General features: G+C 62.8%; 14 protein-coding genes. 11 read left to right on the forward strand and 3 right to left on the reverse strand.

Features of this window, described 5'->3' with window-relative positions; all coding sequences use genetic code 11:
• Window positions 1–25: 25 nt before the first annotated feature.
• Complete coding sequence (locus HHL26_RS10535) at window positions 26–496, reverse strand: pyridoxamine 5'-phosphate oxidase family protein (protein ID WP_066558173.1); 471 nt, start codon at window positions 494–496, stop codon at window positions 26–28.
• 114 nt (window positions 497–610) lie between these two features.
• On the opposite strand from HHL26_RS10535, the gene HHL26_RS10540 reads away from it, so the two are divergent.
• The 11 genes from HHL26_RS10540 to HHL26_RS10590 all read left to right on the forward strand — a co-directional run bounded on the left by HHL26_RS10540 (window position 611) and on the right by HHL26_RS10590 (window position 9,999).
• Entirely contained in the window at window positions 611–1,183 is a 573-nt protein-coding gene (locus HHL26_RS10540) for a NifU family protein (RefSeq protein ID WP_066558176.1), read from the forward strand.
• A gap of 88 nt (window positions 1,184–1,271) precedes the next feature.
• A complete protein-coding gene (gene tsaB, locus HHL26_RS10545) occupies window positions 1,272–1,898 on the forward strand; it encodes a tRNA (adenosine(37)-N6)-threonylcarbamoyltransferase complex dimerization subunit type 1 TsaB (protein ID WP_066558178.1) in 627 nt (208 codons plus the stop codon).
• Window positions 1,895–2,374: a GNAT family N-acetyltransferase gene (locus tag HHL26_RS10550; protein WP_066558183.1), complete on the forward strand. Its 480-nt coding sequence runs from the start codon at window positions 1,895–1,897 to the stop codon at window positions 2,372–2,374. The genes tsaB and HHL26_RS10550 overlap by 4 nt, the downstream gene beginning before the upstream one ends.
• A gap of 112 nt (window positions 2,375–2,486) precedes the next feature.
• Entirely contained in the window at window positions 2,487–2,912 is a 426-nt protein-coding gene (locus HHL26_RS10555) for a MucR family transcriptional regulator (protein WP_066558186.1), read from the forward strand.
• Between the two features lie 123 nt (window positions 2,913–3,035).
• Window positions 3,036–3,458 carry a Fur family transcriptional regulator gene (locus tag HHL26_RS10560; RefSeq protein ID WP_066558189.1) on the forward strand — a complete coding sequence of 141 codons (423 nt, stop codon included), beginning with the start codon at window positions 3,036–3,038 and terminating at the stop codon, window positions 3,456–3,458.
• A gap of 6 nt (window positions 3,459–3,464) precedes the next feature.
• Window positions 3,465–4,205, forward strand: coding sequence for a lysophospholipid acyltransferase family protein (locus HHL26_RS10565; RefSeq protein WP_066558194.1), 741 nt, complete (start codon window positions 3,465–3,467; stop codon window positions 4,203–4,205).
• Between the two features lie 27 nt (window positions 4,206–4,232).
• Complete coding sequence (miaB, locus tag HHL26_RS10570) at window positions 4,233–5,582, forward strand: tRNA (N6-isopentenyl adenosine(37)-C2)-methylthiotransferase MiaB (RefSeq protein ID WP_066558197.1); 1,350 nt, start codon at window positions 4,233–4,235, stop codon at window positions 5,580–5,582.
• Between the two features lie 122 nt (window positions 5,583–5,704).
• Entirely contained in the window at window positions 5,705–6,709 is a 1,005-nt protein-coding gene (locus HHL26_RS10575; RefSeq protein ID WP_066558198.1) for a PhoH family protein, read from the forward strand.
• A gap of 29 nt (window positions 6,710–6,738) precedes the next feature.
• On the forward strand, window positions 6,739–7,239 hold the full coding sequence (ybeY, locus tag HHL26_RS10580) for an rRNA maturation RNase YbeY (RefSeq protein ID WP_066558201.1): 501 nt from the start codon (window positions 6,739–6,741) through the stop codon (window positions 7,237–7,239).
• Between the two features lie 35 nt (window positions 7,240–7,274).
• Complete coding sequence (locus HHL26_RS10585; RefSeq protein ID WP_066558203.1) at window positions 7,275–8,222, forward strand: hemolysin family protein; 948 nt, start codon at window positions 7,275–7,277, stop codon at window positions 8,220–8,222.
• 310 nt (window positions 8,223–8,532) lie between these two features.
• The gene (locus HHL26_RS10590) at window positions 8,533–9,999 is read left to right on the forward strand and encodes a DUF2142 domain-containing protein (protein ID WP_237229808.1); all 1,467 of its coding nucleotides are present in this window, start codon (window positions 8,533–8,535) and stop codon (window positions 9,997–9,999) included.
• Here HHL26_RS10590 and HHL26_RS10595 read toward each other — a convergent pair.
• Both HHL26_RS10595 and lpdA read right to left on the reverse strand, forming a co-directional pair.
• Window positions 9,880–10,611: a phosphatase PAP2 family protein gene (locus HHL26_RS10595; protein ID WP_145907513.1), complete on the reverse strand. Its 732-nt coding sequence runs from the start codon at window positions 10,609–10,611 to the stop codon at window positions 9,880–9,882. The genes HHL26_RS10590 and HHL26_RS10595 overlap by 120 nt on opposite strands.
• Window positions 10,589–11,983, reverse strand: coding sequence for a dihydrolipoyl dehydrogenase (gene lpdA, locus HHL26_RS10600; protein WP_066558208.1), 1,395 nt, complete (start codon window positions 11,981–11,983; stop codon window positions 10,589–10,591). The genes HHL26_RS10595 and lpdA overlap by 23 nt, the downstream gene beginning before the upstream one ends.
• Between the last annotated feature and the right edge of the window lie 11 nt (window positions 11,984–11,994).

The raw sequence follows: 11,994 nt of genomic DNA on the forward strand, positions 1-11,994 counted from the left end.
ATTTAACTTGCCGGCGAAGGCCCGCCTAAAGCGTCACTTCCACATGCTTGCTGCGCATCTCGTCGCGCACATCGCCGCCGAACATCTGACGGAACATCCCACCCAACGACATATCCGCACGCCAGATTTCGGCGCGCCCCAGGTCGAAGCGGAGCATCAGCAAGTGCGGATCCTGCCGTCCTCCAGGATACCAGCTCACAACATCATGGGTCCAATAGCGGTCGATCACCGCCGGGTCCGTCTCCTCGACCAGCGTGCCGTCGATGCAGGCGAACAGGAAATGCCCCTTGGCGACGAACTGCGCCATCGCCGGCCCGCCCTGCGCCAATCGGTTCTCGCGCGTCGTGTAGAACCAGAAACAATGGCTCGCGCCGGGATCGAGCTGTGCCGTCATCGGCATGCTATGGTCCTGCGCCCCCTGCAGACCCATCATTACAAACGGGCTTTGCGCAAGCTCTGTCCAGAAACGATGGCGGATGTCGGCCTCATTGCTCATCTTCTCTCTCCTTCGATCTCACACGGGACTCAATCGACGGGGCCAAGCGAAGCTCCGGCATTCAATTTAGCACGAAAGCTTGATCTTGCGCAGTCTTCTCTCCACATAACGCGCATGTTGATCGAGACTGAAACGACGCCCAATCCGGCCACCGTCAAATTCATCCCTGGCCGCGTGGTCATGGGCATGGGCACCCGCGATTTCGCCACGCCGGAGGAAGCGGAAGCCTCTCCTCTGGCGTCTGCGCTCTTTGGCCTGGGCGATGTGACGGGCGTGTTCTTCGGCGGCGACTTCATTTCCGTCACCATCGCGCCAGGCTCGCAGTGGAGCGACGTGAAGCCGGACATCCTCGCCACCCTGCTAGAACATTTCTCGGCCAATATGCCGCTGTTCACACCGGGTTCGGCCGGCGAAATCTTCGTGCCGGAAGAGGAGGAATTTGCCGACGATCCCGAAGACGCGGAAATCGTCGCGCAGATTCGTGAGCTGATCGACACCCGCGTCCGCCCCGCCGTGGCCAATGACGGCGGCGACATCATCTATCGCGGCTTCGACAAGGGCACCGTTTATTTGAGGATGCAGGGCGCCTGTTCGGGCTGCCCCTCCTCCACCGCGACGCTGAAAAACGGCATCGAACAATTGCTTAAACATTATGTCCCCGAAGTGACCGAGGTTCGCGCCGTCTGATCGGGCGCGGCCAATTGGCAAATCGATCCCGATCGACTAACCGCTGATCCAAGCGTCGCATCGGGCGAGCGGTCTACAGGGGTTTTCTTTGCGCATATTGGTCATCGACACCGCGACGCAAGCGCTGTCCGTGGCGCTGCTCGATGACGGCGCCCCCATCGGCCATTTTCATGAAATCGTTGGCCGGGGCCATGCCGAAGCGCTGCTGCCTGCCATCGCCGCCATGCCCGGCGGCGGGAAAGCCGATGCGATCGCTGTCGATGTCGGTCCCGGCAGCTTCACCGGCGTTCGCATAGGCATCGCCGCCGCCCGCGCACTGGCGCTGGCCTGGGGCATTCCGCTGCACGGCTATGGCGCGCTGAGCCTGATCGCGGCCAAGGCGGGCGTCGGACATGAGAACGAGTCCATCACCGTGACCATCACCGGCGGCCATGGCGAGCTGTTCTGGCAGAGCTTCTCCGCGGACGGGCTCACGCCGCTTACCGCTCCAGCCTCCACGCCGATCGCGCTACTGGCGGAGCAACTGACCCATCCATTGCTGTACGGCACGGGCGCCGAAGCCCTGGTGACGGCGCGAGGCCATGGCACGGCGGTCAGCCTCTATCCCGATGCCGCCGACTATCCGCTGGTCGCCGGGCTTCCCCCACTCCCTCCCTCCCCCATTTATTGCCGCGATGCCGACGCCCGTCCAATGACGGAACGGACAGCACCATGATCCCCGGCCTGACCCTCGACACCTATGAACAGGGCGAGCGCAACGCGATGAGCGACGCCATGGACGTCATGGCCCGCGCATTCGACCCGGCCTATGGTGAAGCGTGGACTCTGCCCCAGCTTTCCGGCGTGATGACGATGCCGGGCACCTGGCTTACCATCGCCCGGATCGACGCCGCGCCGCTGGGTTTTGCGCTGGTCCGGTCAGTACTCGATGAATGCGAGCTGCTGTTGCTGGCGGTCAGCCCGCTCTGGCGCGGCCGGGGCATCGGGGAAGCTCTTTTGCTCGACAGCCTCAGGACAGCGCGCAAGCGGGGCATTACATCGATGAATCTCGAAGTTCGGGCGTCCAATACAGCAATAAGGCTATATGAAAAAGCCGGGTTCGAATATGTACACCGTCGTCCCGGTTACTATCGCGGCAATGACGGACAACTTCATGACGCGCTAAGCTTTCGTATCGATATGCTTAGATGATTTAAATCCACTCTTGCAAAACAGAAACCATCGGTATAGCTGACCCGTGCCGCTCCTGAAATGATTTTCCCCGGGCGGGTCGCATAACCAATAGCCTTCGCAAGGAAAAGAAATGGAAATCGAATCAGCGCAGAGCGAATTGCTCATTACTTTGACGTCGGATATTGTCGCGGCCCATGTCTCGAACAACAGCGTCGCCGTCTCTGACGTATCTACCCTGATCCAGAATGTACATGCCGCGCTTTCGGGCCTCACCACGCCGGCCGCCGTGCCGGAAGTGAAGCCGGAACCCGCGGTGTCGGTCCGCTCGTCGATCAAGCCCGACTACATCATCTGCCTGGAAGACGGCAAGAAGCTCAAGATGCTGAAGCGTCACCTGATGACTCATTATCAGATGACGCCGGATGATTATCGCGCCAAGTGGAGCCTGCCGGCCGATTATCCGATGGTCGCGCCCAACTATGCCGAACAGCGCCGCAGCCTGGCGAAGAAGATCGGCCTGGGCACCAAGCGCCGCCGGACCCGCGCCGCGAAATAAGCCCGCGAACCGCAGGCAAAAGCCCATGCAAAGGGGTGCGCCAACCGCGCGCCCCTTTTATACTAGGACAAAAGCCGCTAGGTTCCCTCCCGACTTACGCAAATTTCAGCCAAGTGAGCCTGCATGAACCGCAAGATCGACGTCGAAGCCCTTTGTCACGAAAAGGGTCTGCGCATCACCGAACAGCGCCGCGTCATCGCCCAGGTGCTGAGCGACGCCAGCGACCATCCGGATGTCGAGGAGCTGCACAGGCGATCCGCGGCGATCGATCCGGGCATTTCCATCGCCACCGTCTACCGCACCGTTCGCCTGTTCGAAGAAGCAGGCATATTGGATCGCCATGATTTCGGTGACGGCCGCGCCCGTTATGAGGCGGCGCCTGAATCCCACCACGATCATCTGATCGATGTCGAAACCGGCAATGTCATCGAATTTGTCGATCCTGAACTGGAGCAGTTGCAAAAGCAGATCGCGGAAAAGCTGGGCTTCCGCCTGGTCGACCACCGGATGGAACTCTATGGCGTCGCGCTCGACCGCAAGAACTGAGGCGGCTTGAGCAGACTCCGCCGCATCACGCGCACCGGGGCGCTGGCCGCCAGTCTGCTGCTCTGCCTTCTGCCCCATCTGCTGTGGAGCGCCGCCGGGCGGCGTTCGCCCTGGCCACGGCGCTTTCTGGCAATGGCGGCACGATCCGTCGGCGCACGCGTGCGGATCGAGGGGCATCCCTTCCACGGCGACAGCTTCATCATCGCCAATCATGTCAGTTGGGTCGACATATTGGCCTTGGGCGGCGCGACCGGATCGGCCTTCGTCGCGCATGACGGCATAGCCGGATGGCCGCTCATCGGCTGGCTGGCCGCCCAGAACAACACGCTGTTTGTCGCCCGCAACAGGCGCGGCGCGCTTTCATCGCAGCTCGACGCCTTGCGCGCCGCACTTGCCGGGCACCAGCCGGTCGCACTCTTTCCCGAAGGCACGACCAGCGACGGCACTGGCCTGCTGCCGTTCAAGCCCTCCCTGCTCGCGGTCCTATTGCCGCCTCCGCGCTCGGTGCGGATTCAGCCCGTCCATATCGACTACGGCCCGGCAACGGCCGAGATTAGCTGGCACAGCAACGAACCGGCGGGCGCGAATGCCAAGAGATTGCTGGAACGCAAGGGCCGGCTCGACGTCACCTTGCGCTTTCTGGAGCCTTTCGACCCGGCAATCTGCCCGGATCGCAAGGCTTTGGCGGCCATGACACGGGAAAGAATTGCCGCCAGCATCGCGACGCACCTGCCGCCTTTTACTTAAGGCGCGCGCCTTGTATAGCTGGACCGCATGAATCGGTACGACGCCCCAAAGACTCCAACGACATTCCACGTCAAATCCTTCGGCTGCCAGATGAACGTCTATGATGGCGAGCGCATGGCCGAGATGCTGGGAGAGCGCGGCATGACCGCAGCCACCGAGGGTAGTGAGGCCGATCTCGTCATCCTCAACACCTGTCACATCCGCGAAAAGGCGGTGGACAAGGTCTATTCCGACATCGGCCGCCTGACCCGCGAGGACGGCACGCGCCCGATGATCGCGGTCGCGGGCTGCGTCGCCCAGGCGGAGGGCAGCGAGATTCAGCGCCGCGCCCGCAATGTCGATATCGTCGTCGGCCCGCAGGCTTACCATCACCTGCCCGACCTGATCGACAAGGCCGGTCGCGGCGAGCAGGCCGTCGATACCGACATGCCGCTCGCCTCAAAATTCGGCGCCCTGCCCGCCCGGACCAAACAGGCACGGCCCACCGCCTTCCTGACGATCATGGAAGGCTGCGACAAATTCTGCACCTATTGTGTCGTGCCCTATACGCGCGGCGCGGAAATCAGCCGCACATGGTCCGCGATCCTCGATGAGGCGATGGCACTCGTCGACGGCGGCGTGCGCGAGATCACGTTGCTCGGCCAGAACGTCAATGCCTGGACCGGCGAGGACGGCAAGGGCCGGATGCAGGGCATGGACGGCCTGGTCCGCGAACTGGCGAAGATCGACGCCCTCAAACGCATCCGCTACACCACCAGCCATCCCAACGACATGAGCGACGGCCTGATCGCCGCCCATGGCGACGAACCCAAGCTGATGCCCTTCCTCCATCTGCCGGTGCAGTCGGGCAATGACCGGGTGCTGAAGGCCATGAACCGCAGCCACAGCGCCGACAGCTATCTCCGCATCATCGAGCGGGTCCGCGAAGCCCGCCCGGATATCGCGCTGTCGGGCGATTTCATCGTCGGCTTCCCCGGCGAGACCGACGCCGAGTTCGAAGACACGCTGAAAATCGTGGAACAGGTCCGCTACGCGCAATGCTATAGTTTCAAATATAGTTCGCGCCCCGGCACGCCCGCCGCCGACATGGACGGCCAGATCCCGGCGGAGGTGATGGACGAACGCCTCGCCCGCCTGCAAGCCGCGATCAACCGCCATCAGGTCGAATTCAACACCGCCACCGTCGGTCGCCGCACTGACATCTTGCTCGAGCGCAAGGGCCGTCATCCCGGCCAACTCATCGGCAAGACGCCATGGCTCCAATCCGTCCATGTCACCGCGCCCGACCTTGGCATCGGGGACATGGTCGAAGTCGATATCATCAGTGCCGGCCCGAACAGTCTGGCCGGCGAACCTAGCAGGAGGAAGGCCGCTTGAACCTAAAACCAGTCGTTCCCGTGACAACGGGAACCCATCTCCGAACCTGTCCGCCAGGCTCAAAGAGGAGGAGATGGATACTCGCCCATGCGAGTGTGACGGGTGAACAGGGAGGCTGCTGAATGTCCAAGAAACCGAACCAGAACCACCGCACCGACGTCGCTGAACGCGCGCGGCTGGAAGTCATTTTCGACCGCCCGCACCTGCTGGGCGCACTCTTCGGGCAATATGACCAGAATCTGGTGGCCATCGAAAACCGCCTGGGCGTCTATATCGCGGCGCGCGGCAACAAGCTCCAGATCGAGGGCGAGGCCGAAGCCGCCGCCCGCGCCCGCGACGTGATGACCGGGCTCTATAACCGCATCGTCGCCGGGCAGGAAATCGACGCCGGGGCGGTCGAGGCGGTCATCGCCATGTCCGCCGAACCGACGCTGGACGGCATCATCCGCCATGACGTGGCCGAACCGCCCAAGGTGATGATCCGCACGCGCAAGAAGACGATCGTCCCGCGCTCCGCGACACAGGTGACCTATATGGAAGCGCTCACCCGCAACGACATCATCTTCGCGCTTGGCCCGGCAGGCACCGGCAAGACCTATCTCGCCGTCGCGCAGGCGGTGAGCCAGCTCATCACCGGCAGCGTCGACCGCCTGATCCTCTCTCGCCCCGCGGTCGAGGCGGGCGAGCGGCTGGGCTTCCTCCCCGGCGACATGAAGGAAAAGGTCGACCCCTATCTCCGCCCGATCTACGACGCGCTCTACGACACGCTCCCCGCCGAGCAGGTCGAACGGCGTATCGCATCGGGCGAGATCGAGATCGCTCCCCTCGCCTTCATGCGCGGCCGGACCCTTGCCAACGCCTTCATCGTCCTCGACGAAGCGCAGAACACGACCATCGCCCAGATGAAGATGTTCCTGACCCGCTTCGGTGAAGGCAGCCGCATGGTCATCTGCGGCGATCCGCGTCAGGTCGACCTGCCGCAACCGGGCATTTCGGGCCTGGCCGATGCCGTCACGCGGCTGGAGGGGGTGGACGGCATCTCCGTGGTGCCCTTCGGCATTGCCGATGTGGTCCGTCATCCGGTCGTCGGCCGCATCGTCCAGGCCTATGAGGGGCCGGATGCCTGAAATATGTTACCGTTCGTGGAGTTCGAACAATGATTGAAGTCGCCGTCCTCCACGAACGGGGCTGGCCCGATACCGACTGGGAATTGCTCGCCCAACGCGCGGTGGTCGCCGCGATCACGCATAGTCCCTATGCCGCCTTCGCTGCTGACGAGGCGCTGTATGAGGTCGCGGTCAAACTCACCACCGACGAGGAAGTCCACCAGCTCAACCGCGCCTATCGGGACAAGGACAAGCCGACCAACGTCCTGTCCTTCCCGATGGTGCAGTCCGACCTGCTGGAAGCCACCGCCAACACCGACGATGGCGAAGTCATATTGGGCGATATCGTGCTGGCGGAGGGCGTCTGCGCGGCGGAAGCCGCGGAAAAAGGCATTTCTATTGCCGATCATGCGACCCATCTCATCATTCATGGGACTTTTCATTTGCTGGGATATGATCATATGGAGGACGCCGAGGCCGAAGCGATGGAAGCGTTGGAGACGCAATCGCTGATCAGCCTGGGCATTTCCGATCCTTATGGGGATCGTTAGATTCATATTTTTGAAACAGGGGAACAGGAAGTAAAATGGCTGAAGGCAGTCCGAAGGACGGCAACGGTTCCAAGGAATCGGACAGTAGTAGCCACGAAGGCGGTTTATGGAGCGGCCTGAAGTCGCTGCTTTTCGGTGAAGAAGAGAGCCACAGCCTCCGCCGCGAGTTGGAGGATGCGCTCGACGAATATGATGAGGATGAGCAGGAGGAAGGCGCTTCCCCCCCTGCCAAGGGCGACCTCTCCGCGATCGAGCGCCAGATGGTCCGCAACCTCCTTCATTTTTCCGAACATACGGTCGACGACGTGGCTGTGCCCCGGGCGGACATCATCGCCATCGAGGAAAAGGCGAGCTTCGCGGATCTTGCGGCATTATTCGCGGAGGCCGGGCACAGCCGTATCCCGGTCTATCGCGAAAATCTGGACACCATTGTCGGCATGATCCACATCCGCGACGCCTTCGCGATCCTGGCGGGCAAGGCGCCGGTTCCCGATACGCTGGAACCGCTGATCCGCCAACCGCTCTATGTCCCTGAAAGCATGGGGGCGCTGGACCTGCTCGCGGAGATGCGCGCCAAACGTACCCATCTCGCCATCGTGCTGGACGAATATTCGGGCACCGAGGGGCTGCTTACCTTCGAGGATCTGGTCGAGGAAATCGTCGGTGAGGTCGAGGACGAGCATGACGAAGAGCCCGAGGCGATGCTGGTCCCGCTGCAAGGCGGCATCTGGGAAGCCGATGCCCGCGCCGAGTTGGAGGATGTCGCCAAGGAAATCGACGAAAAGCTGGCCGATATCGAGGAAGATGTCGACACGCTGGGCGGACTTGCCTTCGTGATTGCAGGCAGGGTTCCGGAACCCGGCGAAATCATCGAGCATGAGGAAAGCGGCTGGAAACTCGAAATCCTCGCCAGCGACGGCCGCCGCGTCAGCCGCCTGCGCCTCCACCCGCCTGCGGAACGGGAAATAGAAGACGGCGTGTGATTTTGGGGTGCCGGTTGGAAAGACTGAGGTTCGGCCTGAGCATGCCGGCGGCATAGGGTGGATTCCGGCCCTTACCATAGTCGTCATTCCCGCGAAGGCGGGAATCGATCTCTTGAACTAACCGCTTGACGCCACGTTGGGAGATGGATTCCCGCCTTCGCGGGAATGACGGAAGCAGATAGTCCCCTATTGGCCAATTACACCCTTAACCGATGGGCGCGAAATATTAAGAGCTTGGCGCTAGCTCGACTTCCCGAAGGCGCGGCAGGGCGGGGCAGGTTTATCGATGCGGCAGGAAAGGCGGGCATTCATGCAGGCGGGTCGTCCGATCGCGGCCGACATGCCGTGGACGGCCCTCGAAATGCGGCTCTACGCCTTGATCTGCATCGCCACCCTGTTCTTCGCCTGCGTCACGCCGCCGTTTCAGGCACCCGACGAAAATCAGCATTATATGAAAGCCCTGCTGCTTTCCGAGGGCGGCATCCTGACCGAACAACGCGGCGCGATGATCGGGGCGGAGCTGCCCCGAGCCGCCATCGACCTGCACGACGTTCATTTTCCGACCCGCGTCTCGCCCAATCCCCGCCTGTTCGATCGCGATATGCTGAACGAGGCTTGGCACGCCGGCGCTTCTCAGCCTGACGGGCGCCGCTTTGCCGATTTTCCCAATGTGGCGAACTATGCGCCCACGCTTTACCTGCCCGGCGCGACCGGCCTGGCGATTGGCGACCGGCTGCTGGGCCTGCCACGCCTCGGCGCCTTCTATGGCGGCCGGATGGTCAATGCCATTTTCGCGCTGGCTATGCTCGGCGCGGCGCTCAGCGTCCTTCCCTTCGGCCGCAACGCCATGCTAGCCACGGCGCTGCTGCCGACTTTCTGTTATCAAAATGGTTCGCTCTCGCCCGATGCGGTCATTAATGGAACAGGCTTTCTCGGCCTCGCTCTGGCGCTGCGGGTCGGCTTCATGGGATGGACCGGCAAGCGCGGCCTCGCGCTCTATCTGACGGCGCCGCTGCTGGCGTTGGCAAAGGGCGTCTATCTGCCGCTGATGGCCGCCGGATTGCGCTGGCCCGAAAGCCGTCGCGATCTGCGCGCCTGGGCGATTCTTGCCGCGATGGCGGTCGGCGCGCTGGCTTTTCTTCTCTGGATGAAGTTTTCCGGGGGCAGTCAGGCGCTCTATCATATCGTCTCCCGCAAGACTGGCGAGACGGTCATGACCGCACCGCTTGACCAGCAATTGGCCGTGATCCTTCGCGATCCCCTCGCCTATCTCCATATCCTCGCGACCAGCATGACCGAGCGCGCGCCTGTCTATGCGCTCCAGATCGTGGGCCGTTTCGGCTGGAACGCGATCCTGCTGCCGTTGCTGGCCTATCCGCTGGCGCTGGCGATGCTCTGCGCGGCGATCCTCAGCGGATCGGGCATGCGCTTTTCGTTTGGTCAAAGGCTCTGGTGGCTCGTCATCGTTGCGGGCGTCGCGCTGCTGATCGAAACCGCCATGTATCTGACCGGCACCCCGCTCGACGCCGACTATATTCAGGGAACGCAGGGCCGCTATTTCCTGCCCCTGCTGCCGCTGGCTTTGATGGCCTTCATGCCTGCGGAGCCAATCCGGGGCGCTCGCGCCCTGTTCGCCGGATCGGCGCTGCTGTTGCTGTCAATCGCCGCCGCGACCGTGTTCGACAGCTTCTGGGTCCATGGCTTCTTCACCGCCGACGGCATGCCGCCGCATCATAGCCTGACCCGCGCCCTCACCCTGCCCTCGCCGCGCTGGTAGCCAGACGACGCAGAACGCCAGCCAGCCCAACCCCTCGATCCATCCGGCCAGCACGTCGCTCGGCCAATGCACGCCCAGCCAGACACGGCTGGTCCCGATCAGCGCAACCGCCAGCGCCGCCCCGACATAGGCGGAGCGCCGCCCGGCCAGCATCGCCAGCGCGCCGAAGAAGATCATGTTTCCTGCCGCATGGCCGCTCGGGAAACTATAGCCGTGCACGATGTCGAGATGCCGCAGCAGATCGGGCCGTGGTGCCGCAAAGACCTGCTTGAGCGCTAGATTGAGCAGCGTCCCGCCGATGACCACCCACAGCAGCCAGAAGGCGCGCCCCCGCGCATCGCCCCATAGACCGACGAAACACACACCCAATAGCGCAAAGCGTCCCGCCGTGCCGCCCACTGCCGACGCCAATTGCATGGTCCCGGTGACGGGAGCGCCCGCGCCGCTGTCCCGCGCCCGCCCCGCCATTCCCATCAGCGTGACATTCAGGCCGTCCAACATCCCCTGGCGCTGAACCAGCGCAATCGCCAAAACGCAAAAAAGCGCGAGAGCCAAAGCTCCCGCGCCTTTTACGACGCCCAAATGCCGATCAGATATGGAGCGCGCGCCCATAAGCGGCCAGCACGCTTTCATGCATGGATTCCGAGATGGTCGGATGCGGGAAGACGGTATGCATCAATTCCGCCTCGGTCGTCTCCAGCGTCTTGCCGACGGTGAAACCCTGAATCATCTCTGTCACTTCCGCGCCAACCATATGCGCGCCCAGCAATTCGCCGGTCTTTGCGTCGAACACTGTCTTGGTGAAGCCCTCGGCCTCGCCCAACGCGATCGCCTTGCCGTTGCCGATGAAGGGGAACATGCCGACCTTCACCTCATAGCCCGCTTCCTTGGCCTTGGCTTCGGTCAGGCCCACAGACGCGATCTGCGGATGGCAATAGGTGCAGCCCGGAATGTTGCGCACGTCCATGGCGTGGGGATGCTTGCCCGCAATCGCCTCGGCCGCGATCACGCCCTCATGGCTCGCCTTGTGCGCCAGCCATGGCGGCGCGGTGACATCGCCAATGGCCCAGATGCCGTCGACATTGGTCTTGCAGGCGGGATCGGTGATGATATGGCCGCGCTCGGTCTTCACGCCCAGCGTCTCCAGTCCGATATTCTCGGTATTGGGGACGATGCCGATGGCGACGATGACATGGCTGTACTCGCCATTGACGATCTTGCCGTCCTTGCCCTTGATCGCGGCCTTGACGCCGTTCGCGCCGACTTCCAGCTTCTCGACGCCAGCGCCGGTCATGATGGTCATGCCCTGCTTCTTGAGCGCCTTTTCAAGGAAGGCGGAAACATCGGCATCCTCGACCGGCACGGCGCGGTCCAGCATCTCCACCACGGTCACATCCGCGCCCATATCATTATAGAAGCTGGCGAACTCGATCCCGATCGCGCCCGAACCGATGACCAGCAGCTTGGTAGGCATTTCCGGCGGGGTCATGGCATGGCGATAGGTCCACACCCGCTTGCCATCCGCCGGGGCGAAGGGCAGGTCGCGGGCGCGGGCGCCGGTGGCGACGATGATGTTCTTCGCCGTCAGTTCCTCGGTCTTGCCGTCCTTGGTGACGCTGAGCTTGCCTTTCGCGACCAGCTTGCCGTCACCCATATGGACGGTGATCTTGTTCTTCTTCATCAGATGCGTGACGCCCTGATTGAGTTGCTTCGCCACGCCGCGCGAACGCTTCACCACCGCCTCGATATCGGCGCTGATCTTCTCGGCGGCCAGGCCATAATCCTTGGCATGCTGCATATAATGGAAGATTTCCGCCGAGCGCAGCAGCGCTTTGGTCGGGATGCAGCCCCAGTTCAGACAGATACCGCCCAGATTCTCGCGCTCAACGATGGCGGTCTTCAGACCCAATTGGGCTGCGCGGATCGCGGCCACATAGCCGCCGGGGCCGGAGCCCAGAACGATGACATCGTAATTCTCAGCCATGATCAAACTCG

It is taken from the genome of Sphingobium sp. TB-6 (genome assembly GCF_012927365.1).
Lineage (GTDB): Bacteria > Pseudomonadota > Alphaproteobacteria > Sphingomonadales > Sphingomonadaceae > Sphingobium.